A 26,010-nucleotide genomic window follows, 5' to 3' on the forward strand; every position below is an offset into this window, starting at 1 on the left:
ATTGGTTGGGAAGGGGGTTCGGGCAGATGGCGGATGACGTGAGGGATGAGATGACGGCCGACCGGTTGACGCCGATACTGCGCCCCGTGCGGGCGGGGAACGGATTCGAGGAGGCCCTGGAGCAGGTGCTGCAGGTGCTGCGGCTGGGGCTGGTCGGAGTGGGTGAACGGCTGCCTGCCGAGCGGGAGTTGGCGGACCGGCTGCGGATCAGCCGGGTGACGCTCCGCGAGGTGCTGAAGGTGCTTCAGGAGCAGGGGCTGGTGGAGAGCAGACGGGGGCGGTACGGGGGGACGTTCGTGTGCCGGCGCGCGGAGGAGCACGGGGAGGTGGAGCTGCGGCGGCGGGTGGCGTCCTTGGACGTGGAGGACGCGCTGCGGTTCAGGGAGGTGCTGGAGGTCGGGGCGGCGGGGCTCTGCGCGGAGCGCGCTCTGGCGGGTGCGGAGGCAGAGCGGCTGCGGGCCGCGCTGAGCGCCACGCACGATGCGCCGCTGGGTGAGTACCGGCGGCTGGACACGCTGCTGCACCTGACGCTGGCGGAGCTCGCGGGCTCGCCGCGGCTGGCCGCGCAGTACGCCGCGGTGCGGGCGGAGGTGAATGAACTGCTGGACTGCATCCCGCTGCTCGTACGGAATCTGGAGCACTCGCAGCGGCAGCACGCGGGGCTGGTCGAGGCGGTGCTGGAGGGGGACGTTGAGGGAGCCCGGGAGGTGATGCGCGAGCACTGCGCGGGGACGGCGGCACTGCTGCGGGGGTTTCTGGCGTGAGGGCACGGGGGCGGCGTGGGGTGCGCCCGTCCCACCCCTCGGTCGACGTAACTCCCCCGTAACGGCAAGGGGGTTGCGCATCGGCGGCCCCTCCCGCAATGGTGTGGGCTCACACCATTGCCAGGCGACGGCGGGAGCGGCCCATGGCCACGGAGCAACCCAGGAGTCCAGCGGAACCGGCAGCCGGCCCGGAGGCCGACTACCTCAAGCGGCGGGCCCTGCGCAGGGGCAGCGCGGGCTGGCTGCTGCTGACCGGGCTCGGGGTCGCGTACGTCGTCTCCGGGGACTACTCGGGGTGGAACGTCGGCCTCGCCAAGGGCGGTTTCGGCGGGCTGGCCATCGCGACGCTGCTGATGGGCGTGATGTACGCCTGCCTGGTCTTCGCGCTCGCCGAACTGTCCGCCATCCTCCCCACCGCCGGTGGCGGTTACGGCTTCGCGCGCCGCGCGCTGGGCACCTGGGGCGGGTTCCTCACCGGCACCGCGATCCTGATCGAGTACATCCTGGCGCCCGCCGCGATCTCCATCTTCATCGGCGACTACGTCGAGTCGCTCAACCTGTTCGGGCTCGACTCCGGCTGGCCGGTCTTCCTCGCCTGCTTCGTGATCTTCATCGGGATCCATCTGTGGGGTGTGGGCGAGGCGCTCCGCTTCAGCCTCGTCGTCACCGCCATCGCCGTGGCGGCCCTCCTCATCTTCGCGGTGGGCGCGTTCGCCGAGTTCAACGCGGACGCTCTCAATGACATCCCGGTCGACAAGGACGCCCTGGGGGCCAACTCCTGGCTGCCGTTCGGGCTGATCGGGATCTGGTCCGCGTTCCCGTTCGGCATGTGGTTCTTCCTCGGAGTGGAGGGCGTGCCGCTGGCGGCGGAGGAGGCCAAGGATCCGGTGCGGTCGATGCCGCGGGCGCTGTCGGTCTCGATGGGCATCCTGGTGCTGCTGGCGATGCTGACCTTCCTCGCGGCGACCGGTGCGCGCGGCTCGGCCGCCGTGATGGACGCGGGCAATCCGCTGGTCGTGGCGCTCCAGGGTGACGGTCCGGCCACCGGGCTCAGCCGCTTCGTCAACTACGCGGGTCTGGCCGGTCTCGTCGCCTCGTTCTTCTCGCTCATCTACGCCGGTTCCCGCCAGCTCTTCGCGCTGTCCCGGGCCGGATACCTCCCCCGGTTCCTGTCCCTGACCAGCCGCCGCAAGGCCCCGTACCTCGGGCTGCTGATTCCCGGCGCGATCGGCTTCACGCTCGCCGCGTCGACCGGGAACGGCGCCCGCATGCTCAACATCGCGGTCTTCGGCGCCACCATCTCGTACGCCCTGATGGCCCTCTCGCACATCGTGCTGCGCCGCCGCGAGCCCGCACTCCCGCGCCCCTACCGCACGCCCGGCGGCATCGCCACCTCGTCCACGGCGTTCGTGCTGGCGCTGTTCGCGCTGGTGGCGACGTTCCTGGTGGACAAGGACGCGGCGTTCATCGCGCTCGGCGTGTACGTCGTCGCACTCGCCTACTTCGCGTTCTACTCGTCGCACCGTCTCGTCGCGTCCGCACCCGAGGAGGAGTTCGCGGCGCTGGCCGCGGCCGAGGCCGAACTCGAACGCGGCTGAGCCCACTTCCTCCTTGAGCAGGCCGTCCACACCGGCCGCGTCCCACCCGCCCCACCCGCAGATCGAACCCACGTCACCACAGACCCACGTCACCACAGAAGGATCCGCCCGTGCCCATCAAGCCCCTCATCGGCGTCAGCACCTACCTCGAAGAGTCCGTGAAGTGGGGGGTGTGGGAGATGCCCGCCGCGCTGCTTCCTGCGGGGTATCCGAGGATCGTCCAGGCGTCGGGCGGCAGCGCCGTGATGCTGCCGCCCGACGAGCCGCAGTACGCGGCCCAGGTCGTGGCCCGGCTGGACGGGCTGGTGACCGCGGGTGGGCCCGATGTGGATCCGGTACGGTACGGCGCCGAGCGCGGGCCACGCTGCGGCCCGCCCGCCCCGCAGCGGGACGCCTGGGAACTCGCGCTGATCCGGGCGGCGTTGGCGAGCGGCACCCCACTGCTGGGCATCTGCCGGGGCATGCAGCTGCTGAACGTGGCCCTCGACGGCACCCTGGTCCAGCACCTCGACGGCCACCTCGGGTCCGTCGGCGTCTTCGGACAGCACCCGGTCCTCACCGTGCCGGGCACCCGCTGCGCGGAGATCCTGCCCGGCGGGAGCGACGTACCGGCGTACCACCACCAGGCCGTCGACCGCCTCGGTAACGGCCTGGTGGTGTCGGCGCACGCGGCGGACGGCACCGTGGAGGCCGTCGAACTCCCGGGCCCCGCCTGGGTGCTGGGCGTCCAGTGGCATCCGGAAATGGGCCAGGACCTGCGCGTGACGCAGGCCCTGGTGTCGGCCGCGGCCGACCGGGCCTCGGCCGGCCGGGCCCAGGCCGCTCCCGTCCCGGTCGGCTAGCCGAACCCGGGCACGGGACCCGCCGCGGTCACCGGTTCAGGAACCGGCCCGGTCACCGGTTCAGGCGCCCGGGAACTTCCAGACGTACGGGTCCTCGGAGTCCTCGTCGGCCGCCCAGCGCACCTCGATCGACTTGGCGCCCACCGGCACCATGTAGGTCTGGCAGAAGGTGTGGCTCTGGCCCTGCGTCCAGTTCTCGATGTCGCCGTCGTCCTCGCAGCCCTTGGCGTCCTCGGCGGCGCCGATCAGCAGGCCGCCGCGGGCGCCGTCGGCGTAGATCTCGACGTTGTCGGCGACGTCCGGGTAGGACGCGACGGGCTTGCCGCCCTTGTGGGTGTACTTCACATGGGCGACGACCGGGACCAGACCCTTGGCCTTCGCCGGGTCACTGATCATCTTCTTGGCGTCGGCCTCGGTGCCCACGACCGCCTTCTGGGCGGCGATGTCATAGGTGACCTGGCCGGCCTCCTTCTCCTTGAAGGGGCTGGTCACGGACTCGCCGGCGGCCAGTTCCTTCTTGCCGGAACCGGCGCCCGCGCCGGAGTCGCCGGCCTTGTCGCCGCCCTCCGCCGCCTCTCCGGGGGTCTCCTTGCCCGCGTCCTGCTTGGCCGCGCCGGAGTCGCTCTTGGCGCCCGACTGGTCGTCGCCGTTGCAGCCCGAGAGGGCGAGGGCGAGCACGGCTACGGGGGCTGCGGCGCGCAGGGCGAGCCTGGTGCGGTACGACACGGAACTACTCCTCGGCAGACGACAGTTGTCATGAACCTAGGGAGGTGCCCCGGTGCGCGCTGCGCCGGGTCCCGTCACTGTCCGTATCTCACCGTCCGGTCATCGGCCGCGCACATGATCCCCTTCCGCTTCTCACCCGGCCTCCCCCAGTCGCCGCCGCAACCATGCGACAGCCGCCGCCCCCTGGGCCGCCTGGAAGGGGCGAAGCGTCGGCAGTCCCGGCGGGGCCGGCTTCAGCGACTGGTGGACGAAGTAGCCCGCGAGCGCGGCGAGTACGACGGTGACGCCTTCCGGGTCGGCGGCCCTGCCCAGCGGATGCGCGGTGAACAGTTCCTGCGGGTCCGGCCCGCCCTGTGCCGCCACCGACGGCAGCATCAGCAGCAGATCGAACCACGGGGCGCCGCGCACCGCGTGCGGCCAGTCGACGAAGACGGCCCCGCCGTCGGCGGTGAGCAGGATGTTGTCGGCCCGCAGATCCCCGTGCACCAGCGTCTCGCCGTGCGCGAACTCGTCCCAGCGCGAGGCGAGTTCGGCCAGCCGGGGCAGTTGGCCGGCCACCCAGGGATCCAGCCCCGCCACCGCACCCGAGTCGAGTCTCCGCTGCCACCCCTGGAACATCCGCGCGTCGACGTCCTCCGTGCGCGGTGCGTCGTACGGGGCGGGGGTGAGCGTGGCGCTGAGCCGGGTCAGCGCGTCCAGCACCCGGTCGAGCTCCTCGCGCCGCCACGGAATGCGGGGCTGGGTGCCCTCGATGTCGTCGAGGACCAGCGCCACCCAGTCCCCGTCGTCGTACGAGCCGAGCAGTCGCGGCGCGGGGACGCCGGGCGGCAGTGCGGCGGTGTTGCGGGCCTCGGCCCGGTGCAGGGACGGGGAGTGCGGGTTGAGCGCGGCGCTGACGGCCTTGACGAAGGCCCGCCGTCCGTCGGCGCACCGGACGCGGGCGGCGACACCGGGCGAGAATCCGCCGCGCTGGGTGACGGCCTCGACGACCGGCGAGCCGAGCAGTTCGCCGACACGGGCGCGGACCTGGGCCGGAAGGGCCTGCCACTCGTACCGCACCCCTGCCGCGGGAGGGGCTGTGACCTGCGATGACGGTGTCTCCATGGCTCATGTTCGGCGCCGGGCGGCCCACCGCGCAAGGTATTTCGCATGACCACCCGTCCGGCGGCGTCACCACGGGCCGATCCGGGGCAGGAGGGCACAGTGGAAGGAACGAGGAGGACTGCATGCGGTGTCTGGTGACCGGGGCGAGTGGCTACATCGGAGGACGGCTGGTGCCGGAACTGCTGGCGGCGGGCCATCAGGTCCGCTGTCTGGCGCGCACCCCGGCGAAGCTGCGGGACTTTCCGTGGGCGGGTGAGGTCGAGATCGTACGGGGCGACGTGACGGACCCGGAGTCGACCGGTGAGGCGCTGGCGGGCATCGACGTCGCGTACTACCTGGTGCACGCCCTGGGCACCGGCAAGAACTTCGAGCGGACCGACCGCGAGGCCGCCCGTACCTTCGGCGAGCAGGCGCACCGGGCCGGTGTCGGCCGGCTGGTCTACCTGGGCGGGCTCACCCCTGCCGGGGTCCCCGAGCGCGAGCTGTCCCCGCATCTGCGCTCGCGCGCGGAGGTCGGGCGGATCCTGCTGGACTCCGGGGTGCCGACGGCGGCCCTGCGCGCGGCGGTCATCATCGGTTCCGGTTCCGCTTCCTTCGAGATGCTGCGGTATCTGACCGAACGGCTGCCGCTGATGGTGACGCCCAGTTGGGTCCGTACCCGGATCCAGCCGGTCGCCGTACGCGACGTACTGCGCCTGCTGGTCGGCTGCGCCAAGCTTCCCGAGGACCTCAACCGCACCTTCGACGTCGGCGGCCCCGACATCCTGACCTACCGCGACATGATGCAGCGCTACGCCCGCGCGGCCGGTCTCCCGCGGCGGCTGATCCTGCCCGTGCCGGTGCTCACCCCGGCCCTGTCCAGCCACTGGGTGGGCCTGGTGACCCCGGTGCCCGCCTCCATCGCCCGTCCGCTCGCGGAGTCGCTGCGGCACGAGGTGGTGTGCGCCGAGCACGACATCGACACCTGTGTGCCGGGCCCCGCCGAGGGGCCGGTCGGCTTCGACCGGGCGGTGGAGCTGGCGCTGCGCCGCGTCCAGGACGCCGATGTGGCCACCCGCTGGTCGTCGGCCTCGGTGCCGGGCGCACCCAGCGACCCGCTGCCCACCGACCCGGACTGGGCGGGCGGCAGCCTCTACACCGACGTGCGGGAAGCGGTCGTGGAGGCCTCGCCCGAGCGGTTGTGGCGGGTGATCGAGGGGATCGGCGGCGAGAACGGCTGGTACTCGTTCCCACTGGCCTGGGCGGTGCGCGGCTGGATGGACCGGCTGGCCGGCGGAGTGGGACTGCGGCGCGGGCGACGGGACAAGGCCCGGCTGCGGGTAGGTGACTCGCTCGACTTCTGGCGGGTCGAGGAGATCGTGCCCGGTCGGCTGCTGCGTCTGCGCGCCGAGATGAGGGTGCCTGGCCTGGCCTGGCTGGAGCTGCGGGTCGAGCAGGACGACAAGGGCCGCACCGTGTACCGGCAGCGGGCGGTGTTCCATCCGCACGGGCTGGCCGGGCACGCGTACTGGTGGAGCGTGGCGCCGTTCCACGGGGTGGTCTTCGGCGGGATGGTGCGCAACATCGCTGCGGCGGCGAGCGCGTAGGGAGCACCGCACGGCGGCGAGCACGTCAGGTAGGGAAGGCCGCCAGGACGGCACGCCGGCCGCGACCGGCGACGTCACCTCAGCGACGCGAAGTGCGTCTTCTGCGGTACGTCGTGCCGGGTCGCGGCCGTCCGTCACCGGGGGTCCGCACGGGCGGGCCGGGGATCAGGAGCACCGGCCCTCAGAGCTTCCCGCCCGCGAGGAGCTTGGTGAGCGGGCCGTGGCTGGCCTGCTCGGCCTTGCGGCCGGCGGCGAAGGAGACGGCGCCGAGCGCGACGACACCGGCACCCGCTCCGGCGACGATGGCCTTGCGGTTGGCGATCAGCGTCCATGCGGTGGTGGCCGTCGAGACCACCTTCCCGGAAGCGGATTCCAGGGCCTGCTTGCCCGCCTGGACACCCTTGAGACCGGCGGTGGTCGCGGTCTGGGCCGCACCGCCGGCCTTCCCGGTGGCCTCCTTCGCCTTGTCGGCGGCACCCTTGGCCTGGGTGGTGGCACCGGCGGCGGTCTTCTTCGCGTCGGAGGCGGTGGCCTTGGCCGCGGTGGCCTTGGCGTCGGCGGCAGTGGACTTGGCGTTCGGATTCTGTGTGGTCATGGCCTGCGGGTAACCGCTAGTGAGCACCACAAACAACCACGGGTGAACGCTTTGCGGGTTCGCACGCATGCTCTCGGAGCGAGTCCTGTACGTCTCCGGTCGTGGACGAGGTGATGATTGCGTCGTGCGCGAAGTCCCCCGCCGCCAGCACCGACCGGGGATGGCGCCCCCCCTCAACCCCGCCGAGTCAGCCCCAGCAGATCCCGCGCCGGCCCCACCGGTCCCGGCCCCACCGGCCACACCGCGCGCAGGTCCCGTCGAAGCCGGACGCCCTCGACAGGCACCCGCACCAGCCGTCCCGCCGCGATCTCCTCGCGTACGGCGAGTTCACTCAGGACGCTCGGCCCCGCCCCACTCACCGCCGCCGCCTTGACCGCCGTGGTCGAGGAGAACTCCAGGAGCGGGGTACTCAACCCGCCGTGGGCGACCAGCGCCGCGTCCAGCACCTGCCGGGTTCCCGATCCCTCCTCCCGGAGGATCAGAGACGTATCCGCCAACTCGCTCGCGTCGAGCGGATGCCGGCGGCGCGCCCAGACATGGCCGGGTGCCGCCACCACCACCAGGCGGTCGTGCCCGATGACCACCCCGTCCAGCCCCTCCGGCGCCGCCACCCCCTCGACGAAACCGAGGTCCGCCGTACCGTCGAGCACCTGGCGGGCGACCGCCGCCGAGTTGCCCGCGAGCAGCGAGACCGCCGTCCCCGGGCGCTGGGACTGGAGCGCGACCAGCCAGCCGGGGAGCAGGTACTCCGCGATGGTCATGCTCGCCGCCACCCGCAGCCGCGAATCGCGCCGGCCGCGCAGCGCCCGTACCCCCGCGTCGAAGGCCTCGGCCGCCTCCACGATGCGCCGCGCCCAGTCCGTGACCAGCGCGCCCGCCTCGGTCAGCCGGGAACCGCGTGGCGAACGCTCCACCAGGGTGACTCCGAGCTGCCGTTCCATCGAGCGGATCCGGGCGCTCGCGGCGGGCTGCGAGATGCCCACCTCCCTTGCGGCCCGCCCCAGACTGCCCAGCTTGGCCACGGCCAGCAGCAGTTCCACGGCGGCCAGGTCCGGCACCCGGTGGGACAGCAACGAGGAGGCGGCGGGAAGGGGGGACGCAGACGAGGAGGAGGAAGAGGAGGAGGGAGCGGGGTCGGTGCTCATAAGTTCAGGTTATGCCCTCATAGAGTCATAGTCCCTGGTGGGAGCCCCACCGATCGCGCAAGCTCTCAGCATGGTCACCAGCACGCAGCCCCCCACCCGCACCGTCATCGCCCCCACTCCCACGCCCGTCCCCGCCCCCGCCGATTCCGCGCTGCGTCATCTCGGTCCCAACTGGTACGCGACCGTCATGGGCACTGCCATCCTGGTCACCGCGGGTACCGCCCTCCCGTACCACTCCCCCGCCGCGCGCACCGCGCTGACCGGCGTCTGGATACTCGCGGTCGCTCTCCTGGCCGTCATCCTGGTGAGCCGCGCCCTGCACTGGCGGCGCCATCGCGACCAGGCACGGACCCATCTGCTGGACCCGGCGGTGGCCCCCTTCTACGGCTGTCTCGCGATGGCCGTGCTCGCCGTCGGCGGGGCGACCCTGGCCGTCGGGCCGGACGTCATCGGTGAGGGGGCGGCGCTCGTCATGGGCGCCGCGCTCTGGAGCGTGGGGACCGTGCTGTCGCTGCTGGCCGCCGCCGGGATCCCGTATCTGATGGTCGTCCGGCACCGGATCGACGGCGCGCACAGCGCCTCGCCGGTCTGGCTGCTGCCGGTGGTCGCGCCGATGGTCTCGGCCGCGCTGGGGCCGCAGCTGATCCCGCATCTGCCCCAGGGGCAGGGGCGGACGGCGATGCTGCTCGGCTGCTACGCGATGTTCGGGCTGAGCCTGCTCGCGAGTCTGCTGCTGCTCCCCCTGGTGCTGACCCGGCTGCTGGTGCACGGCCCGCTGCCGCTGGCACTGACCCCGACGCTGTTCCTGGTGCTCGGCCCGCTCGGCCAGTCGACCACCGCGGTCAACCAGCTCGCCGATGTCGCGCCGGGCGCGATAGGTGCGACGTACGCCCACGGCTTCCAGGCCTTCGCGGTGGTCTACGGGATCCCGGTGCTCGGCTTCGCGCTGCTGTGGCTGGCGCTGGCGACGGCGTTGGTGGTGCGGGCGGCGCGGGCCGGGATGCCGTTCGCGATGACCTGGTGGGGGTTCACCTTCCCCGTCGGCACCTGTGTGACAGGTGCGGCGGGACTGGCCAGGCACACCGGGCTGGACGCGCTGGGATGGCTGGCGGCGGGGCTGTACGTGCTGCTGGTCCTGGCGTGGGCGGTGACGGCCATCCGTACCGTACGGGGCCTGGCCGGCGGGACGCTGCTCGCCGCACCGCGTCCGGTCCGGCCCGCGCTCGGCTGACAGCGGCACCCCCGCGCGGTCACCGCCGGGAGTCGTCCGCCGCGTCGATGTGTTCGCCGACCGCGACGATCACCAGCCGGGTGTCCGGCTCGGTGGCCCGCCACCGGTGACGCACCCCGCCGGAGAGGTGCAGGGAGTCGCCGCGCGAGAGCCGGTAGGCGCGGCCCTCCGCCTCGACCTCGACCGCGCCGTCCGCGACGTACATCAGCTCGTCGTTGCGGTGCTGGTACTCGCGGCCCGCGTCCTGCATGCCGGTGAACTCCAGGGCGTGCAGCTGGTGGTGGCCGCGCACCAGCGGACGTACCCCCGAACCCGGTTCGAGGCCCGGGTCCTCGGCGGCCCGTACGAGATCCACGGAGAGCGCGGAGTCGGCGGCGGCGAGCAGTTTGTCGGTGGTGGTCTCCAGGGCCTCGGCGACCCGCTGGAGCGAGCGGAGGCTGGGGCGGGCACGCTCGTTCTCTATCTGGCTGAGGAAGGGCACGGACAGTCCGCTGCGCCGTGCGACCACGGCGAGGGTGAGCTCCAGTGCACGACGGCGCCTGCGGACGGCCGTACCGACCCGGAGGATCTCCTTGTCGTCCTTCTCGTCCTTCGGCGTCACTGCCTTCGACGTCGACGCCTCGGATGTCACTGGCTCGGATGTCACTGCCTCAGATGTCACTGCCTTCTCGCCCTTCGACATCACAGCGGCCCGTCTCCCTTCCCCAGAGCGTTCTTCCACCGACGCACAGCAGACTACGCAGCTTCACGCCATCGTTTCGTACACATGTCACACCTGCGTTGCGCAAGGCTGTCGATCGTGTACGGGGAAGGGGTGCCTCTCAGGACCCGGGCGGGGACCGTGCAGGGGCGAAGGTCTTGGACCGCACCCGCGAAAAAGTGGGCCCCTCCGCTCGCCAGTCGCGAACGGAGGGGCCCACTGGGGCAGTTGGCTCTCAGCCTGCCGCAGGCGCCATCTTCTCGGCGATTCCCGGGTTGACCTTCATCCAGGCCTCGACGGCCTCCGGCTCGTGGCCGGTGCCGCGCTTCTGGATCTCGTCCTCCAGGCTGGCGAGCTGCTTCTCGTTCAGCTTGAAGTCCTTGAACCACTTGGTGAGCTGCGGGTAGTTGGACCCGAAGTCCTTGTTCCCGATGATGTGCAGGCGGTCGCCCTCACCGAAGAGCTTCTTGGAGTCCTTCAGCTTGGTCATGTCGTACGCGTTGTACGCCCAGTGCGGCGTCCACAGCAGTACGGCGACCGGCTCCTTCTTGGCGTACGCGCGCTTCAGCTCGGCCAGCATGCCCGGCGTGGAGCTGTCGACGACCTCGTACTCCTTGTCCAGGCCGTAGCCCGGCAGGACGTTCTCCTTGAGGTTCTTCATCGTGGCGGTGCCCGCCTCGATGCCGATGATCTTCCCCTTGAACTTGTCCGCCTTGCCCTTGAGGTCCTCCAGGGACTTCACGTCCTTGACGTAGGACGGGACGGCGACCTCGATGGAGGTGGGTCCGTACCAGGAGCCGACGTCGGTCAGCTTGTCCTTGTACTTGTCCCAGTAGTTCTTCTGCGTGTAGGGCAGCCAGCCGTCCAGCTGGACATCGACATCACCGGCGGCGAGGGCCGCGTACATCGGACCGACCTCGAACTGCTTGAGGTTGATCTTGTAGCCGCGCTGCTCCAGGACGTTCTTCCACAGGTACGTGGCGGCGATGTCCTCTTCCCAGGGGAACCAGCCCATCTCGACCGCACGGTCCCGCTCGTCCTTGCCGTTGGAGGCCTTGGGCGTCTTGGCGACCGGGGCCAGCTTGTCGACCAGACCGGGCTGGGACTTGAGCCAGGTGCGGACGGCCTCCTGCTCCTGGCCCTTGCCGGACTTCACGATCTGCGCTTCCAGGCTGGTGAGCTGCTTCTCGTCCAGCTTGAAGTCCTTGATCCACTTGGCGACCTCGGGGTTCTTCTCCGAGAAGCCCTTGGCGGCCAGCGTGTGGACCCCGTCGCCCTTGCCCCAGGCACCCTTGGGGTCCTTGAGCTTCTTGAGCTTGTAGTCGTTGTACGCCCAGTGCGGCGACCAGAGCGGAACCACGATGGGCTCCTTCTTGGCGTACGCGCGCTTCAGCTCGGCCAGCATGCCCGGCGTGGAGCCCTCGACGAGCTTGTACTCCTTGTCGAGGCCGTAGGCGCCGAGGACCTTGTCCTTGAGCAGGCCCATCTCACCGGCGCTGGGCTCGATGCCGATGATCTTGCCGCCGAACTTGTCGGCCTGGCCCTTGAGGTCCTCCATGGAGTCGATGCCGGTCATGTACTCCGGGACCGAGAGCTCCAGCGAGGTCGGGCTGTACCAGGCGCCCATGTCCTCCAGCTTGTCCTTGTACTTGGACCAGTACTGGGCGTGCGTGGTGGGCAGCCAGGCGTCCGTGTTGAGGTCGATCTGACCCGTGGACTGACCGGTGTAGAGGGCGCCCGCCTCGTACTGCTTGGCGTCGACCTCGAAGCCGCGCTGCTCCAGGATCTCCTTCCAGAGGAAGGTGGAGGCGATGCCCTCGTCCCACGGGATGTAACCCATGGAGATCTTCTTGCCCTTGCCGATCTGCGACGGGTCGCTGCCCGCCGTCTCGGAGCTCTTGCCGCCGAACATGCTCATGCTGCCCGCGATCAGCGCGAGGATCACGATGCCCGAGATGGCGAGAGCAGGCTGGGGGCGGTACGTCAGGAACTTCGACCCACCGGCCATGGCGCGTGCCTTGGCCAGCGCGCGGCGGCCCACCGGGGAGACGGCGGTGCCCAGCGAGCTGGTCATGCGGTCCAGGTACATCGCCAGGATGACGATGGAGATGCCCGCCTCGAAGCCGAGGCCGATGTCGACGTTGCCGATGGCGCGGTAGACCGCGCCACCGAGGCCGCCGGCGCCGACCATGCCCGCGATGACGACCATCGAGAGGCAGAGCATGATCTTCTGGTTGATGCCCGCCATGATCGTCGGCAGGGCCAGCGGCAGCTGGATGCGGCGCAGGATGTTACCGGGCTTGGTGCCGAACGCCTCGGCCGCCTCGACCAGTTCACCGTCGACCTGCCGGATGCCCAGCTCGGTCATGCGCACGCCCGGGGGCAGCGAGAAGATGATGGTGGCGATGATGCCGGGGACGGCGCCGACGCCGAAGAAGAGGATGCCGGGGATCAGGTAGACCATGGCGGGCATGGTCTGCATGAAGTCCATGACCGGCCGGACCACGGCGCTGACCTTGTCCGAGCGCGCGGCCCAGATGCCCAGCGGGATCGCGATGATCATCGTGATGATGGTGGCGACCAGGACCAGCGAGAGGGTCGACATGGCGTCGTCCCACAGCTCGATGGAGTCGATCAGCGCGAAGCCCGCGAAGGACAGCACACCGGCGGTGAGACCGCGCAGCCAGAACGCGATGACGGCGAAGATGCCCGCCATCAGCAGTGCGTTGGGGGCGCCGAGGACGGCGTAGATGCCCTCCTGCATGCCACCGACGACGGTGGAGATGAAGTCGAAGAGCCAACCGAGGTTGGCGGTGAGCCAGTCGACGGCGGAGTCGACCCACTGGCCGAGGTTCAGCCTAGGCATCGGCTGCCACCTTCTTCGCGTTCACGGTCTTCTTGTCCTTCTCCGCTGCGTCCTTGAAGGGCGCGGAATCCGTGGGCTCCATCGGCTCGCCGAGCACGGCGAGCAGCCGGGCGCACGGTACGACGCCGATCAGGGAGCCCTTCGCGTCGGTCACCGCGACCGGCACGCCGCTGGTCGAGCACGGCGTGAACAGCTCGATGATCGGGGTGTCCGCGGAGACCTTCGCGGGTGCGGCGGCCAGCACGTCCTGCGCGCTGCGCAGTTCCTTGCCGGCGTCGTCCTTGGTGCCGACAGCGGTGTGCGGCTCGGCCATGATGGCGCCGGCCGTCAGCACGCGGGAGCGGTCGACGTCCTGGGTGAAGGAGGCGACGTACTCGTTGGCCGGCGTGACCAGGATGTCCTCGGCGGTGCCCTGCTGGACGATACGGCCGTCCCGCATGACAGCGATGTTGTCACCCAGACGCATGGCCTCGTTGAGGTCGTGGGTGATGAAGACGATGGTCTTCTTCAGCGACTTCTGGAGCTCCAGCAGCTGGTCCTGCATGTCGCGGCGGATCAGCGGGTCGAGCGCCGAGAAGGACTCGTCCATGAGGAGCAGGTCGGCGTCGGTGGCGAGCGCGCGGGCCAGGCCCACACGCTGCTGCATACCGCCGGACAGCTCGTCGGGCCAGGACTTCTCCCAGCCCTTGAGGCCGGCCATCTCCAGTGCCTCGGTGGCCTTCTTCTCGCGCTGTTCGCGCGGGACGCCCTGGACTTCGAGACCGTACGCGGCGTTCTCCAGCACACTGCGGTGCGGGAAGAGCGCGAAGTGCTGGAAGACCATGGAGATCTTCTTGGCCCGGACCTCGCGCAGATCCTTGTCGGACAGGGCGGTCAGGTCCTGCCCGTCGAAGAGCACACGACCGGCGGTCGGGTCGAGCAGACCGTTGAGCATGCGCAGCAGCGTGGACTTGCCGGAGCCGGAGAGCCCCATCACCACGAATATCTGGCCGGGCTCGACGCTGAACGAGGCGTCGATCACCGCAGCGGTCGTACCTTCGGCGCGCAGCTCGTCGCGGTCGGTGCCGCTTTCGAGCCGCTTGACCGCCTCGCCGGGTCGTCTGCCGAACACCTTGTACAGGTTCTCGGCCTGGAGCCTGGACACATACACCTCACGTATTGAACCGATGACGACCGGCCACCCCCGTGGGCAGGTCGTGGAGTGGCGCGGATTCGGCCCGCTTAACCCTTCCAAATGTTGAACTTCGGACGAGGTCCGCTCCGAGTGCGCCCCTGCCCGTGGTGACACGAGGCAAACGGAAAGTGATCCAGTTCACTTATGGGACACCTACGCGCCATCCGCCCTGGTCGGCGGCCCGGTGCGGCTTCGCTCCGGGCCGCTGTCAGTGCCGTACGGCATCATCGGGAACGTGACCCGACGCCTGATGCTTCTCGACACCGCCTCCCTCTACTACCGCGCCTACTTCGGGGTTCCGGACTCGGTCAGGGCCCCGGACGGTACGCCCGTCAACGCGGTCCGCGGCCTGCTCGACTTCATTGCCCGCCTCGTCCAGGACCACCGCCCCGACGACCTGGTGGCCTGCTGGGACAACGACTGGCGCCCGCAGTGGCGGGTCGACCTGATCCCCTCCTACAAGGCGCACCGCGTCGCCGAGGAGATCGAGGGCGCCCCGGACGCGGAGGAGACCCCCGACACGCTCTCCCCGCAGGTCCCGGTGATCGTGGAGGTGCTGGCCGCGCTCGGCATCGCCCGCGTCGGCGCGGACGGGTACGAGGCGGACGACGTCATCGGCACCCTCACCCACCTCGCCAAGGGCCCGGTCGACGTCGTCACCGGCGACCGCGACCTCTTCCAGCTGGTCGACGACGCCCGCGAGCGCCGCATCCTCTACCCGATCAAGGGCGTCGGCACCCTCCAGCTCACCGACGAGGCGTGGCTCCGCGAGCGGTACGGGGTGGACGGTCCGGGGTACGTCGACCTGGCCCTGCTCCGGGGGGACCCGAGTGACGGCCTGCCGGGCGTCCCCGGCATCGGCGAGAAGACCGCCGCCAAGCTGCTCGACGCGTACGGGGACCTGGCCGGGATCATGGCCGCCGTCGACGACCCCGCCGCCAAGCTCACCCCGTCCCAGCGCAAGCGCCTCGACGAGGCCCGGCCGTACATCGCGGTGGCGCCGAAGGTGGTGCGGGTGGCCGACGACGTACCGCTGCCGCCCTTCAACCCGGCGCTGCCCTCCGCGCCGCACGACCCGGCCGCGCTGGACGCGCTCGCAGAGCGGTGGGGCTTGGGAGGTTCTTTGCAGCGGCTGCTCTCGGTACTCCAGAAGTGAACTGCTAGCTTAGGTAAGCCTAAGCACATGTAGTCGTACCTGGGGAGAGCACCGTGGCAGAACGACCGGCCCGTAAGGCACCGCGAGCCCATGAGGCGACGGTGGTGCGCACCGAGCGGATCACTCCGCACATGGTGCGCGTCGTCCTCGGCGGCGAGGCGCTCGCGACGCTCGGCGCCGACGAGTTCACCGACCACTACGTCAAGGTGCTCTTCCCGGCACCCGGGGTGACCTACCCGGAGCCCTTCGACATGGCCCGCATCCGCGAGGAGTTCCCCGCGGAGCAGTGGCCGGTCAACCGCACCTACACGGTCCGCAGCTGGGACCCCGAGGCCCGCGAACTGGCCATCGACTTCGTGGTCCACGGCGACGAGGGCCTGGCCGGACCGTGGGCGGCCGGGGTCCGGCCCGGCGAGACCGTCCGCTTCCTGGGCCCCGGCGGCGGATACGCCCCGGACCCGGCCGCCGACTGGCACCTCCTCGTCGGCGACGAGAGTGCGCTGCCGGCGATCGCGGCCTCTCTGGAGCGGATGCCCCAGGGGGCGGTCGCGTACGCCTTCATCGAGGTGCAGGACGCCGCGGAGGAGCAGAAGATCGTCACCCCTGACGGGGTCACGGTCACCTGGCTGCACCGTGACGACCGGCCGGTCGGCGAGCAACTGGTCGCGGCGGTGCGGGACTTGGCCTTCCCGGCCGGTGACGTCCACGCCTTCGTCCACGGCGAGGCGGGCTTCGTGAAGGAGCTGCGCCGCCATCTGCGCATCGATCGTGAGATCCCGCGCGAACGCCTCTCCATCTCCGGCTACTGGCGCCTGGGCCAGGACGACGATTCGTGGCGCGCGGTCAAGCGCGAATGGAACGAGCAGGTCGAACGGGAGCAGGAAGCGGGCTGACGGCACGGGCCCGGCACCATCCCGCTCGCGCGGGCCTCTCCCCCACCCCGCCCCTCCCCGAAACCGGGGGCACCGCCCCAAACCCGCCCCGCGGCGAGCGGTTCAGGGAAGGGGCGGGGCGGGGCAGAAGCCCACCGCAGGCGCAGCCGCCCTCTACTCCCCGCCGCCCCCCAGCACCCTCCGCGACTCCTCCGCCTGCGCGATCCTCCTCAGCGACCCGAACATCGCATCCCCCAGCACCATCCCCACCACCACACTCTCCAGCACGTCCTCGAACGCTCCCCGCCCGGTGACATAGGCCAGATCCGCCCCGGCCACCTTCTCCGCCGCCTCGGCATACGCATCCAGCGTGCCCGCGAATTCCTCGTGGCCCAGGCGCTCCGCCTCGGACAGCGTGAGGGCGAGCGCGTCGCCGTCCGGGTTCCCCGGGGGGACCAGCCAGCCCCGGCGTTCGGCCAGTTCCGCCACTCGTTGACGCGCACGCTCCGAGGGCTCCTCGCTGCCGCCCGTGGGCGGCACCAGCGGTGCGGCCACCGACCCCGCCACCGTCCCGAGCAGCTTGTGCGCCGGCTGCGAGGTGTCGTCGACCGCCTCCAGCACCTTCGCGATCCGCGCCAGCGGGAGCCCGCCCGCGCCGAGGAGTGCGCGGATCAGCCGCAGTCGGCGCTCGTGCGCGTCGTCGTAACTCGCCTGGTTCGGGCTGGTCAACTCCCCCGACGGCAGCAGCCCTTCGCGGACGTAGTACTTGATCGTCGGCACCGGCACCCCGGTCCTGCGACTCAACTCCCCTATGCGCACCGCGCGTTCACCTTCCAGCGTGCCGAATCCAGCGATCCGGGCGTTCCCGGGAATCCCTCTTGCCAGCACCCATCCTCTCATGGATAGTTCCCCTATCGATAGCGGCAAGTGCCACTATCCATTCCATTCGACTTGGGGACTCTCATGCACACTTGGCGCACCTGGCACCGGCCGCTGGTCGTCTTCGCTGCCCTGATGCTCTTCTTAACCGTGGCCACCGGACTCGGCCTCCTTCTCGACGGGCGGACGGTCAGCAACTCGCCGGTCTGGTTCAAGCCCTTCAAGTTCTCGGTGTCGTTCGCCGCGTACGGCCTGTCACTGGCCTGGATGCTCTCGCTGATCCCGGACGGCAGGCGGGCCCGGATCGGCCGGTGGGCCGGGACGGTGGTCGCGGTGGCGAGCCTGGCGGAGATGGTGCTGATCGTGGGCCAGGCCGCCCGCGGCAAGCGCAGCCACTTCAATGTCGAAACCCCGCTGGACACCACGGTGTTCGCGGTCATGGGCGTCACGGTGGTGATCCTGTGGCTCGGCAGCCTGGCGATCGCCCTCCTGCTGCTGCGGACGAAGATCCTGGACCGGGCCACCTCGCTGGCCGTGAAGGCGGGCACGGTCCTCGCCCTCGCCGGGACGGGCCTCGGCTTCCTGATGACCCGGCCCACCGCCGCCCAACTGAGGGCGGGCATCACCGACACGGCCGGCGCACACGGCGTGGGCGTCCCCGACGGCGGCCCCTCGATGGCCGTGACCGGCTGGGCGACCACCGGCGGCGATCTGCGCATCCCGCACTTCGTCGGCATGCACTCGCTGCAACTCCTGCCACTGGTGGCCCTGTTGCTGCTCGCGCTGGCCCCGCGCGTCGCCCGTCTCGCCGACCCCCGGGTGCGGCTGCGGCTGACCGCGGTCGCCTCCGGGTCGTACGCCGCCCTGCTCGGCCTGGTCACCTGGCAGGCACTGCGAGGCCAGGCGCCGGTCAGCCCGGACGTCACGACCCTGAGCGCGGCGGGCGGCCTCGTCCTGGCCGCGGCGGCCGGCGTGCTCTACGCCCTGCGACCCGGCCCAGTGTCCCAGACGCAGCAGGACAAGGAGCTCGCGGCATGACCCCCACCCTCTTCGACCTGGCCTTTCTCCTCGCCGCCCCCTTCTGGCTGCTGATGGTCTTCGCACCACGCTGGAGCTGGACGCTGAAGGCCGCCCGCTCGCCGCTGACCGTCCTGCCGATCCTCACCGTCTATCTGGCGATGGCGATCCCGGTCTTCCCCCAGTTGTGGGCGGCGGTCAGCAGCCCGAGCCTGGACGGGTTCCGCGCACTGATGGTCCTGGCGGACGGGGCCGGGGCGATCTGGGCGCAGGTCATCGCCTGGGACCTGCTGCTCGGCCAGTGGATGTTCCTGGAAGCCCGCCGGCTGGGCCTGCATCCGCTGCTGATGGGCCCGTTGCTGGTGCTGACGATCCTGCTCTCGCCGATCGGCCTGCTGATCTTCCTGGCGGTACGGGCGGCGAAGTCCGGCGGCGCGCGGACACACCGGGGCGGCCCTGCGGACCTCCGCACGAAAGGTGCGGCAGGCTGACCAATCCGGATGCGCTCCGGCTCCGAATGCCCTGTGGGAGTCGGAGCCTGTGTCTGTACCCCGGCCGGGGTCCGGGCCCAGGCTCTCAGTGTCCGTGACGTCAGAAAGAAGGTTCGACCCGCGTGAATGAAGCCGTCCAGCTCAGTGGAGCGATCCCGCCGGGGCCGGATCTCCAGGAGCTCATCAGCCGGGTCGCCCGGGGTGACCAAGAGGCCTTCGGCCGGGTGTACGACCTGGTCAGTGGGCCGATCCTGGGTCTGGTCCGCAGCGTACTGCGCGATCCGGCGCAGTCCGAGGAGGTCACCCAGGAGGTGCTGGTGGAGGTGTGGCGGACGGCCGCCCGCTTCCAGCCGGCCAGGGGCAGCGGGATGACCTGGGTGCTCACCCTGGCGCACCGGCGGGCGGTGGACAGGGTGCGTGCGGCGCAGGCATCCACCGACCGGGAGCAGCGGGCCGCGCTGCTCGACCGTACGCCCGCGTACGACGAAGTCACCGAACAGGTGGAGGCCCGTTTGGAACGTGAGCAGGTACGCCGCTGTCTGCGCACCCTCACCGAGTTGCAGCGCCAGTCGGTGACCCTGGCGTACTACCGGGGCCTCGCCTACCGCGAGGTCGCCGAACTCCTCTCCGTGCCCCTGGGGACGGTCAAGACCCGGATGCGCGACGGTCTGATCCGGCTGCGCGACTGCTTGGGGGTGGGCGCATGAGTACCGCCGAACTGCACACGCTGACCGGGGCGTACGCCCTGCACGCGCTGCCCGAGGACGAGCGCGCCGCTTTCGAGCGGCATCTCGCGGACTGCCCCTCCTGCACCCAGGAGGTGGCCGAACTTGCCTCCACCACGGCCCGGTTGGGGCGTGCGATGACCGAGACACCACCGGAGCGGATGAAGGCGGAGGTGCTGCGGCGGATCGCCGTGGAGCGCCAGGATCCGCCGGTGACGGCACGACAGGGGCGGGTGCGGGGCCGCTACGGCCGGGCCGCTTCCCGCTTCACGCTGGCCGCCTGTCTGGTCGCCGCGGCCGGGTTCGGCGGGGTCGCGGTGTGGCAGCACCAGGAGGCCCAGGACGCCAGGCAGCAGGCCGAGGCCTCCCAGTTGCAGGCGGAGGCGCTGGCCGCCGTGCTGGCCGCCCCGGACGCGAAGGCGACCACCGGCAAGGTGGCGGACGGAGCCTCGGCGACGGTGGTGGTCTCCCGCAGCCTGAACCGGGCGGCGTTCGTGGCGGCCGGGCTGCCGCAGCCTCCGGCGGGCAAGGTCTACCAGCTGTGGTTCAACGACGGCGGCGCGATGCGCGCGGCGGGGCTGCTGAACCCGGCGGCCCGCACCGACTCCGTACTGATGGACGGGCCGGTCGGCTCGGCGTCCGGCATGGGCATCACCGTCGAACCCGCCGGTGGTTCGCCCGCTCCGACATCCGATCCGGTGGCACTGATGGACTTCCCCGCGTGAGCAACCGTACGAGCGCCGTTACGGGCACCCCGACGAGCACCCGTACGAACACTCACAAGAGCACCCGCAAGAGCACCCGCAAGACTGTCGCACCCATGGAGCTCCCCGCATGAGCACGAGCAAGCCCGCGGACACCGCACGGACCGCGGTCGTCCTGTTCACCTCCGATCTGCGCGTCCACGACCAGCCGGTGCTGCGGGCCGCGTTGCGCGGGTCCGAGGAGGTGGTGCCGCTGTTCGTGCTGGACGAGGGGGTACGGGAGGCGGGCTTCGCGGCGCCCAACCGGCGCGCGTTCCTCGCCGACTGCCTGTCCGACCTGGATGCGGCGCTGCGCGAGCGGGGTGGCCGGCTGGTCGTCCGCAGCGGTGAGGTGGTCCGGGAGACGGCCAAGGTGGTCGCGGACACCGGGGCCACGGTGGTGCATGTGGCGGGCGGGGTCAGTGGGTACGCGCTGCGCCGTGAGCAGCGGCTGCGGGAGGCGTTGTCCCCGTACGGCTGCGAACTGGCCGTGCACGATGAGGTGATCACGGTGCTGCCGCCGGGTGCGGAGACGCCGACGGGTTCCGACCGGGATCACTTCGCGGTGTTCACCCCGTACCACCGCCGGTGGGCGGCGGCCCGGCGGCGTGCGGTGCTGGCGGCGCCGAGGGTGGTGCGGGTGCCAAAGGCGGTGGCGAGCGATCCCGTACCGGCGCGGAAGAAGGTGGCGGACACCTCGCCGGGCCTGGCGGCCGGCGGCGAGCGGGCGGCCCGCAAGCAGTTCAGCGCCTGGCTGGCGCACGGCAGCTCGGGCATCGAGGCGTACGAGAACCGGCACGACGACCTTTCGGGCGACGCCACCTCCAAGCTCTCCCCGCACCTCCACTTCGGCTGTCTGTCGCCGGTGGAGGCGGTGCACCGGGCGGAACACAAGGGCGGTGCGGGTGCGGAGGCGTTCGTACGGCAGCTGGCCTGGCGGGACTTCCACCACCAGGTACTGGCGGCCCGGCCCGCGGCCGCCTGGTCCAACTACCGTGAGCGGCACGACCGCTGGCGCTCGGACGCGCAGGAGATCGCGGCCTGGAAGGCGGGGCTGACCGGGTTCCCGGTGGTCGACGCGGCGATGCGGCAGCTCGCGCACGAGGGGTGGATGCACAACCGGGGGCGGCTCCTGGTGGCGAGCTTCCTGACCAAGACGCTGTACGTGGACTGGCGGGTGGGCGCCCGCCACTTCCTGTCGCTGCTGGTCGACGGCGACCTCGCGAACAACCAGATGAACTGGCAGTGGGCGGCGGGCACCGGCACCGACACCCGCCCCAACCGCATCCTCAACCCGCTCGCCCAGGCCAAGCGGTTCGACCCGCACGGGGACTATGTGCGGCGCTGGGTACCGGAGTTGGCAATGTTCGAGGGCTCGGCGGTGCATCAGCCGTGGCGGCTGGAGGGTCCGGAGCGGGCCCGCTTCGACTACCCGGACCCGATCGTGGACCTGGCGGAGGCACGGGCCAGGTTCGAGCGGGCGCGGGAGTGAGGGACGGCCGCGCCGGGCGGGCCCCACGGTCCGTACTGCGCGACCCGTGCGGGTGGGGCCCGCCCGGCGCGGTCCCCCCTCCCGCCTACCCCCTGGGTACCCACGGAAAGAACCCGCTGGTCCGCGCCGCGTACTCCGCGAAGCCCGGCCGGTCCGCCATGCTGCGCTCAAGGAGCCGCTTGCCGCTCCCGAAGATCAGCAGATAGCTCATCATCAGCGGGCCGACCACGCTCGCCCCGGCGACCGTCCAACTCCCCGCGGCGGCGAGGAAGATGCCCCACCAGACGCAGAAGTCACCGAAGTAGTTCGGATGCCGGGTGAGGCTCCACAGGCCCCGGTCCATGATCTTCCCCTTGTTGCGGGGGTCGGCCTTGAAGCGGGCCATCTGCCGGTCCCCCACCCCCTCGAAGAACAGCCCCACTCCCCACAGTGCACATCCCACCCAGGCGACCCACCCGAGCCCGGTCGGCACATACATGGCCATCTGCACCGGCAGCGACACCAGCCACACCAGTGCCCCTTGGAGCAGGTACACCATCCGGAACGCATACAGGTTGCGGCGGCCCTCCGGCGCCTTGGCCAGCATCTTCGCGTAGCGCGGATCCTCCCCGTGGCCGCGCCCGCGCCACGCGATGTGCGCCGCGAGCCGCATCCCCCACACTCCGGTCAGCACCAGCACGAGCAGCCGCCGCCCCCCGTCCCCGTCGGACTGCGCGCCCGAGACCAGGTAGGACGTGACGGCGACCGCGGCGAAGCCGATCCCCCAGGCCACGTCCACCACCCGGTGCATGCCAAGCCGTACGCCGACGGCGAAGGTGACCAGCATGACGGCGAGCCCCGCGAGCGCCGCCCAGCCGGTCGCGACGGCCCAGTCCGCCCACGCGAATCCCGCATCGTGGTTCATCGAGCACCTCCGGGGGTGAGCAGCAGCTGCCGTACGTCCAGATAGCCGGACCGGAATCCGGCCTCCGAGTAGGCGAGGTAGAACGACCACATCCGCCGGAACGTCGCGTCGAAGCCGAGCGCGTCCACCTCCGCCGCCCGCGCCTCGAAGTGGGCCCGCCACAGCCGCAGCGTCTCCGCGTAGTGCGCGCCGAAGCCGTCCGAGCGGGCGACCCGCAGCCCGGTCGTGGCGAGGGCGGTCCGCTCGATGGCCTCGGCCGAGGGGATCTGACCGCCGGGGAAGACGTACTTCTGGATCCAGGTGTACGTCTTGCTGCTGACGAGCAGCCGGTCGTCGGGCATCGTGATGGCCTGAAGCGCGATCCTGCCGCCGGGGGCGAGGAGGCGTTCCAGCGTGGCGAAGTACTCCGGCCAGAACTCCTCGCCGACCGCCTCGATCATTTCGACGCTGACCACGGCGTCGTATCTGCCGCTGATGGCGCGGTAGTCGCGCAGCAGCACGGTGACCCGGTCCGCCTGTCCGGCCTCGGCGATCCGGCGCAGTGCCAGGGCGCGCTGTTCGACGGAGAGGGTGACGGTGGTGACGCGGGCGCCGCGCGCGGCCGCCCGGATCGCCAGCTCGCCCCAGCCGGTGCCGATTTCGAGCACCTCGCTGCCGTCGCCCACCCCGGCGAGGTCGAGCAGCCGGTCGATCTTGCGGTGCTGGGCGGCGGGGAGCAGTTCGCGGGTGGCGGGGAAGGCGCGGAAGACGGCGGAGGAGTAGGAGAGGGTGTCGTCGAGGAAGAGGGAGAAGAGGTCGTTGGACAGGTCGTAGTGGTGGCTGATGTTGTCGCGGGAGCCCTCGGGGGTGTTACGACGGGCGGCGGGCTGCTTCAACGCCCATACGCCGCGCAGGCGTTGCAGGCTCGGCGGGACAAGGGTGGCGGCGTTCTCGGCGAGTACGGTGAGCACGCCGACGAGGTCCTCGGCGGCCCACTCCCCCGCCATGTAGGACTCGCCGAAGCCGATCAGGCCGCTCGCGCCGACCCGCCGGTGGAACGCGGCCGGGTCGTACACCCGCATCACCGGGCCGCCGGTGCCCAGCCGGTCGCCGTCGCGGAGCTTCACGGTGAGCGGCAGCCGGCGCAGCGCGTTGCGGACGACGGCGCGGGCCACGGCGGTGCGCAGCGGCGAGGCGCGGGGCAGCCGGGCCACGTCGGGCCAGCGGGCGGTGTCGACGGGGGCGGTCACGGTGGACAGGGACATGCTCATTCGACACCCTCCTGGGGCTGATGACGGGGGCGTGGCAGAACCGGCAGTCCGCGCAGGAACAGCCGGATGCCGTGCAGCCGGATCGCGGCCGAGACCGCGAGGGTGGACAGGGGGTGGCGCACCGCGGTGCGCAGCAGCCTGGCCGTGGTGGCGGGCCTGCGGGTGCCGCGCACGGTCGCGGTGAAGGGGTGGGAGCCGTCGCGGGCGAGCCGGATACTCAGGCGCAGCCGGTCGCCGGGTTCGGGCAGCCGCATCCGGTAGCGGCCGTCGACGGGGAAGAACGGGGAGACGTAGAACTCCTTGTCCACGTCGAACTCCTCTGTCACGCCCGCCGGTCGACCCCGCTCGGAGTCGGTTCGCAACAGGTAGCAATGGCGTTCGCCGTAGGTGTTGTGGACCTCGGCCACGACACAGCGCAGTACTCCCGCGGGGTCGTGGCACCAGTAGAGGGTGAGCGGGTTGAAGACGTAACCGAGGACGCGGGCGTGCGTGAGCATCGTGACGGGTCCACCGTGCAGGTCGATGCCCTGTGCGGCGAGGTAGGTGTCCAGAGCGGCCCGGATGGTCGGGGCGGTCCCGCCGAAGTGGTCGCGGGGGTCGAAGCGGGCCAGGGCGCGCAGTGCGTACGGCAGCCGGGGCGGCCGGTCGGGGTCCGTGCACCACATGTACGTGCGGTGGCGGACGGTGTGCCGGCGGGGGGAGGTGCGGACGTGCGCGACGTCGCACAGGTAGAGCGCCGGGACCGTGGTGGCGGTCGCGGGGGCATCGGCACGGGTCGCGGGGGCGGTCACCAGGTCACCCCCAGCGCGGCGGCCGCCTCGACGCCGGAGCGGCAGCCGTCCTCGTGGAATCCCCAGCCGTGATAGGCCCCCGCGTAGGCGGTCGTCGCGGTGTTGAGCGCGGGCAGCGAGCCCTGTGCGGCCACCGACTCGGCCGTGTAGACGGGGTGTTCGTACACCATGCGTGCCACTACCCTCTGCGGGTCGACGAGTTGATCGCCGTTCAGGGTGACGACATATGTTTCGGGGGCGTCGAGGCGCTGGAGGCGGTTCATGTCGTAGCTGACCCTGACCCGGTCGGCACCCGACGTGCAGGACGGCATCAGGTAGTTCCAGGCGGCACGGGCGCGGGGGCTGCGCGGCAGCACGGCGGTGTCGGTGTGCAGCAGGGTCGGGTTGCGGGAGTAGCGGAACGCGCCGAGCACCTGCCGTTCGGCCTCGGTCGCATCGGCGAGCAGCCGTAGCGCCTGGTCGGGGTGGACGGCCACGACCACCCGGTCGTACTCCGCGGTGGCCCCGTCCTCGCCCGTCACCTCCACCCGGCCCGTGCCGCGCCGCACCGACCGCACGGGGGTCGCGGTGTGCACGGCGCCGAGCTGCTTGGCTATCCGGTCGACGTACTCCCGCGATCCGCCGGTCACGGTGCGCCACGCGGGAGACCCGCTGATGCCGAGCAGCCCGTGGTGGGAGAGGAAGCGGAAGAGGTAGTGGGCCGGGTAGCGCAGGGCTGTTGCCGGGTCGCAGGACCAGACGGCGGAGACCAGCGGGGTCAGGAAGTGTGCCACGAAGTAGGGCGAGAACCGTCCCTGCCGCACGAACTCGCCGAGCGTCAGGTTCTGTTGGCCTCCGTGGGCGAGCAACCTGCGTGCGCCGCGGTGGAACACCGGGACTTCCACGAGCATCCGCAGATAGGCGGGCCTGGCCGCGTTGCGCGGCTGCGCGAACAGCCCGCCGGGGCCGCGCGCGCCCGCGTACTCCAGGCCGCATCCCTCGCACCGTACGGACATGGTCATCTCCGACTGCTGGGTCGCCACCCCGAGTTCCCCGAAGAGCCGCAGCAGCTGCGGGTAGGTGCGCCGGTTGTGCACGATGAACCCGGAGTCGACGCGGTGGATCCGCCCGTCGGCGGACGGCACGTCATGGGTGTGCGCATGCCCGCCGAGCCGGGGCTCGGTGTCGTACAGCGTCACCTGATGGGCGCGGGACAGGACGTACGCGGCCGTCAGCCCGGCCACTCCGCCCCCGATGACGGCCGTCGTCGGCCGCCCCTCCCCCAGCTGCGTCTTTTCCCCGACGCCTGACATAAGTCCTCCTTTTGTCGACTGCCCCCAGTAGTGCTTCGGAGCCGTCGGCCCGCCGGATTGGTCGCCG

General features: G+C 71.4%; 24 protein-coding genes. 12 read left to right on the forward strand and 12 right to left on the reverse strand.

The window, feature by feature from the left end:
- Nucleotides 1-26 precede the first annotated feature (26 nt).
- The 3 genes from ACIA73_RS14680 to ACIA73_RS14690 all read left to right on the forward strand — a co-directional run bounded on the left by ACIA73_RS14680 (nucleotide 27) and on the right by ACIA73_RS14690 (nucleotide 3,204).
- The gene (locus ACIA73_RS14680) at nucleotides 27-764 is read left to right on the forward strand and encodes a FadR/GntR family transcriptional regulator (RefSeq protein ID WP_399438818.1); all 738 of its coding nucleotides are present in this window, start codon (nucleotides 27-29) and stop codon (nucleotides 762-764) included.
- 143 nt (nucleotides 765-907) lie between these two features.
- Nucleotides 908-2,362, forward strand: coding sequence for an ethanolamine permease (gene eat, locus ACIA73_RS14685; RefSeq protein WP_399438820.1), 1,455 nt, complete (start codon nucleotides 908-910; stop codon nucleotides 2,360-2,362).
- A gap of 110 nt (nucleotides 2,363-2,472) precedes the next feature.
- The gene (locus ACIA73_RS14690; protein ID WP_399438821.1) at nucleotides 2,473-3,204 is read left to right on the forward strand and encodes a gamma-glutamyl-gamma-aminobutyrate hydrolase family protein; all 732 of its coding nucleotides are present in this window, start codon (nucleotides 2,473-2,475) and stop codon (nucleotides 3,202-3,204) included.
- Nucleotides 3,205-3,264: 60 nt separating this feature from the next.
- Here ACIA73_RS14690 and ACIA73_RS14695 read toward each other — a convergent pair whose 3' ends face one another.
- Both ACIA73_RS14695 and ACIA73_RS14700 read right to left on the reverse strand, forming a co-directional pair.
- Nucleotides 3,265-3,930: a hypothetical protein gene (locus ACIA73_RS14695; protein WP_399438822.1), complete on the reverse strand. Its 666-nt coding sequence runs from the start codon at nucleotides 3,928-3,930 to the stop codon at nucleotides 3,265-3,267.
- Between the two features lie 132 nt (nucleotides 3,931-4,062).
- Nucleotides 4,063-5,034, reverse strand: coding sequence for a phosphotransferase family protein (locus ACIA73_RS14700; RefSeq protein ID WP_399438823.1), 972 nt, complete (start codon nucleotides 5,032-5,034; stop codon nucleotides 4,063-4,065).
- Nucleotides 5,035-5,156: 122 nt separating this feature from the next.
- Between ACIA73_RS14700 and ACIA73_RS14705 the strand changes: the two genes are divergently transcribed.
- On the forward strand, nucleotides 5,157-6,620 hold the full coding sequence (locus ACIA73_RS14705; protein WP_399438824.1) for an SDR family oxidoreductase: 1,464 nt from the start codon (nucleotides 5,157-5,159) through the stop codon (nucleotides 6,618-6,620).
- A gap of 181 nt (nucleotides 6,621-6,801) precedes the next feature.
- On the opposite strand, the gene ACIA73_RS14710 is transcribed toward ACIA73_RS14705, so the two are convergent.
- Entirely contained in the window at nucleotides 6,802-7,215 is a 414-nt protein-coding gene (locus ACIA73_RS14710; protein ID WP_399438826.1) for a hypothetical protein, read from the reverse strand.
- A 173-nt stretch (nucleotides 7,216-7,388) separates the two neighbouring features.
- A complete protein-coding gene (locus tag ACIA73_RS14715; protein ID WP_399438827.1) occupies nucleotides 7,389-8,360 on the reverse strand; it encodes a LysR family transcriptional regulator in 972 nt (323 codons plus the stop codon).
- A gap of 70 nt (nucleotides 8,361-8,430) precedes the next feature.
- Here ACIA73_RS14715 and ACIA73_RS14720 point away from each other — a divergent pair, with 70 nt between their 5' ends.
- Nucleotides 8,431-9,591, forward strand: coding sequence for a TDT family transporter (locus ACIA73_RS14720; protein WP_399438828.1), 1,161 nt, complete (start codon nucleotides 8,431-8,433; stop codon nucleotides 9,589-9,591).
- 19 nt (nucleotides 9,592-9,610) lie between these two features.
- On the opposite strand, the gene ACIA73_RS14725 is transcribed toward ACIA73_RS14720, so the two are convergent.
- From ACIA73_RS14725 to ACIA73_RS14735, 3 genes are all read right to left on the reverse strand, one after another.
- On the reverse strand, nucleotides 9,611-10,192 hold the full coding sequence (locus ACIA73_RS14725; protein WP_399439041.1) for a helix-turn-helix domain-containing protein: 582 nt from the start codon (nucleotides 10,190-10,192) through the stop codon (nucleotides 9,611-9,613).
- Between the two features lie 334 nt (nucleotides 10,193-10,526).
- On the reverse strand, nucleotides 10,527-13,157 hold the full coding sequence (locus ACIA73_RS14730; protein ID WP_399438829.1) for an ABC transporter permease/substrate binding protein: 2,631 nt from the start codon (nucleotides 13,155-13,157) through the stop codon (nucleotides 10,527-10,529).
- Nucleotides 13,150-14,301 (reverse strand): glycine betaine/L-proline ABC transporter ATP-binding protein, encoded by a 1,152-nt coding sequence (locus tag ACIA73_RS14735; protein ID WP_399438830.1) that lies wholly within the window; start codon nucleotides 14,299-14,301, stop codon nucleotides 13,150-13,152. The genes ACIA73_RS14730 and ACIA73_RS14735 overlap by 8 nt, the downstream gene beginning before the upstream one ends.
- 280 nt (nucleotides 14,302-14,581) lie before the next feature.
- On the opposite strand from ACIA73_RS14735, the gene ACIA73_RS14740 reads away from it, so the two are divergent.
- Both ACIA73_RS14740 and ACIA73_RS14745 read left to right on the forward strand, forming a co-directional pair.
- Nucleotides 14,582-15,487, forward strand: coding sequence for a 5'-3' exonuclease H3TH domain-containing protein (locus tag ACIA73_RS14740; protein WP_399439042.1), 906 nt, complete (start codon nucleotides 14,582-14,584; stop codon nucleotides 15,485-15,487).
- Nucleotides 15,488-15,540: 53 nt separating this feature from the next.
- Entirely contained in the window at nucleotides 15,541-16,380 is an 840-nt protein-coding gene (locus ACIA73_RS14745) for a siderophore-interacting protein (RefSeq protein WP_399438831.1), read from the forward strand.
- Nucleotides 16,381-16,533: 153 nt separating this feature from the next.
- Here the strand turns inward: ACIA73_RS14745 and ACIA73_RS14750 are convergent, their stop codons facing one another.
- Nucleotides 16,534-17,259: a MerR family transcriptional regulator gene (locus ACIA73_RS14750; protein ID WP_399438832.1), complete on the reverse strand. Its 726-nt coding sequence runs from the start codon at nucleotides 17,257-17,259 to the stop codon at nucleotides 16,534-16,536.
- Nucleotides 17,260-17,322: 63 nt separating this feature from the next.
- On the opposite strand from ACIA73_RS14750, the gene ACIA73_RS14755 reads away from it, so the two are divergent.
- The 5 genes from ACIA73_RS14755 (at nucleotide 17,323) to ACIA73_RS14775 (ending at nucleotide 21,706) form a co-directional block, all read left to right on the forward strand.
- The gene (locus ACIA73_RS14755) at nucleotides 17,323-18,276 is read left to right on the forward strand and encodes a hypothetical protein (RefSeq protein ID WP_399438833.1); all 954 of its coding nucleotides are present in this window, start codon (nucleotides 17,323-17,325) and stop codon (nucleotides 18,274-18,276) included.
- Complete coding sequence (locus tag ACIA73_RS14760) at nucleotides 18,273-18,746, forward strand: ABA4-like family protein (protein ID WP_399438834.1); 474 nt, start codon at nucleotides 18,273-18,275, stop codon at nucleotides 18,744-18,746. The genes ACIA73_RS14755 and ACIA73_RS14760 overlap by 4 nt, the downstream gene beginning before the upstream one ends.
- Nucleotides 18,747-18,868: 122 nt before the next feature.
- Nucleotides 18,869-19,453: a sigma-70 family RNA polymerase sigma factor gene (locus ACIA73_RS14765; RefSeq protein WP_399438835.1), complete on the forward strand. Its 585-nt coding sequence runs from the start codon at nucleotides 18,869-18,871 to the stop codon at nucleotides 19,451-19,453.
- Nucleotides 19,450-20,196, forward strand: a complete 747-nt coding sequence (locus tag ACIA73_RS14770; RefSeq protein ID WP_399438836.1) for an anti-sigma factor domain-containing protein — start codon at nucleotides 19,450-19,452, stop codon at nucleotides 20,194-20,196. Before ACIA73_RS14765 ends, ACIA73_RS14770 begins: the two co-directional genes overlap by 4 nt.
- A gap of 109 nt (nucleotides 20,197-20,305) precedes the next feature.
- On the forward strand, nucleotides 20,306-21,706 hold the full coding sequence (locus ACIA73_RS14775; RefSeq protein WP_399438837.1) for a cryptochrome/photolyase family protein: 1,401 nt from the start codon (nucleotides 20,306-20,308) through the stop codon (nucleotides 21,704-21,706).
- An 85-nt stretch (nucleotides 21,707-21,791) separates the two neighbouring features.
- Here ACIA73_RS14775 and ACIA73_RS14780 read toward each other — a convergent pair whose 3' ends face one another.
- From ACIA73_RS14780 to ACIA73_RS14795, 4 genes are read right to left on the reverse strand one after another with little or no spacing between them, the layout of a single operon-like run.
- Nucleotides 21,792-22,610 carry a DUF1295 domain-containing protein gene (locus ACIA73_RS14780; RefSeq protein WP_399438838.1) on the reverse strand — a complete coding sequence of 273 codons (819 nt, stop codon included), beginning with the start codon at nucleotides 22,608-22,610 and terminating at the stop codon, nucleotides 21,792-21,794.
- Nucleotides 22,607-23,860, reverse strand: coding sequence for a class I SAM-dependent methyltransferase (locus ACIA73_RS14785; RefSeq protein ID WP_399438839.1), 1,254 nt, complete (start codon nucleotides 23,858-23,860; stop codon nucleotides 22,607-22,609). Before ACIA73_RS14785 ends, ACIA73_RS14780 begins: the two co-directional genes overlap by 4 nt.
- Nucleotides 23,857-24,651: a DUF1365 domain-containing protein gene (locus ACIA73_RS14790; protein WP_399438840.1), complete on the reverse strand. Its 795-nt coding sequence runs from the start codon at nucleotides 24,649-24,651 to the stop codon at nucleotides 23,857-23,859. Before ACIA73_RS14790 ends, ACIA73_RS14785 begins: the two co-directional genes overlap by 4 nt.
- Complete coding sequence (locus ACIA73_RS14795; protein ID WP_399438841.1) at nucleotides 24,648-25,943, reverse strand: NAD(P)/FAD-dependent oxidoreductase; 1,296 nt, start codon at nucleotides 25,941-25,943, stop codon at nucleotides 24,648-24,650. The genes ACIA73_RS14790 and ACIA73_RS14795 overlap by 4 nt, the downstream gene beginning before the upstream one ends.
- Nucleotides 25,944-26,010: the final 67 nt, after the last annotated feature.

Origin of the sequence: Streptomyces sp. NPDC051561 (genome assembly GCF_044454195.1) — a bacterium.
In the GTDB taxonomy this organism is placed as follows: Bacteria; Actinomycetota; Actinomycetes; order Streptomycetales; family Streptomycetaceae; genus Streptomyces.

What these genes read in the sequence shown, in the direction of transcription:
- ACIA73_RS14680 (WP_399438818.1), top strand. Translation starts at nt 27, where the DNA reads ATGGCGGATGACGTGAGGGATGAGATGACGGCCGACCGGTTGACGCCG.
- eat (WP_399438820.1), top strand. Translation starts at nt 908, where the DNA reads ATGGCCACGGAGCAACCCAGGAGTCCAGCGGAACCGGCAGCCGGCCCG.
- ACIA73_RS14700 (WP_399438823.1), bottom strand. Translation starts at nt 5,034, where the DNA reads ATGGAGACACCGTCATCGCAGGTCACAGCCCCTCCCGCGGCAGGGGTG.
- ACIA73_RS14705 (WP_399438824.1), top strand. Translation starts at nt 5,157, where the DNA reads ATGCGGTGTCTGGTGACCGGGGCGAGTGGCTACATCGGAGGACGGCTG.
- ACIA73_RS14710 (WP_399438826.1), bottom strand. Translation starts at nt 7,215, where the DNA reads ATGACCACACAGAATCCGAACGCCAAGTCCACTGCCGCCGACGCCAAG.
- ACIA73_RS14715 (WP_399438827.1), bottom strand. Translation starts at nt 8,360, where the DNA reads ATGAGCACCGACCCCGCTCCCTCCTCCTCTTCCTCCTCCTCGTCTGCG.
- ACIA73_RS14720 (WP_399438828.1), top strand. Translation starts at nt 8,431, where the DNA reads ATGGTCACCAGCACGCAGCCCCCCACCCGCACCGTCATCGCCCCCACT.
- ACIA73_RS14730 (WP_399438829.1), bottom strand. Translation starts at nt 13,157, where the DNA reads ATGCCTAGGCTGAACCTCGGCCAGTGGGTCGACTCCGCCGTCGACTGG.
- ACIA73_RS14740 (WP_399439042.1), top strand. Translation starts at nt 14,582, where the DNA reads ATGCTTCTCGACACCGCCTCCCTCTACTACCGCGCCTACTTCGGGGTT.
- ACIA73_RS14750 (WP_399438832.1), bottom strand. Translation starts at nt 17,259, where the DNA reads ATGAGAGGATGGGTGCTGGCAAGAGGGATTCCCGGGAACGCCCGGATC.
- ACIA73_RS14755 (WP_399438833.1), top strand. Translation starts at nt 17,323, where the DNA reads ATGCACACTTGGCGCACCTGGCACCGGCCGCTGGTCGTCTTCGCTGCC.
- ACIA73_RS14760 (WP_399438834.1), top strand. Translation starts at nt 18,273, where the DNA reads ATGACCCCCACCCTCTTCGACCTGGCCTTTCTCCTCGCCGCCCCCTTC.
- ACIA73_RS14770 (WP_399438836.1), top strand. Translation starts at nt 19,450, where the DNA reads ATGAGTACCGCCGAACTGCACACGCTGACCGGGGCGTACGCCCTGCAC.
- ACIA73_RS14775 (WP_399438837.1), top strand. Translation starts at nt 20,306, where the DNA reads ATGAGCACGAGCAAGCCCGCGGACACCGCACGGACCGCGGTCGTCCTG.
- ACIA73_RS14780 (WP_399438838.1), bottom strand. Translation starts at nt 22,610, where the DNA reads ATGAACCACGATGCGGGATTCGCGTGGGCGGACTGGGCCGTCGCGACC.
- ACIA73_RS14785 (WP_399438839.1), bottom strand. Translation starts at nt 23,860, where the DNA reads ATGAGCATGTCCCTGTCCACCGTGACCGCCCCCGTCGACACCGCCCGC.
- ACIA73_RS14795 (WP_399438841.1), bottom strand. Translation starts at nt 25,943, where the DNA reads ATGTCAGGCGTCGGGGAAAAGACGCAGCTGGGGGAGGGGCGGCCGACG.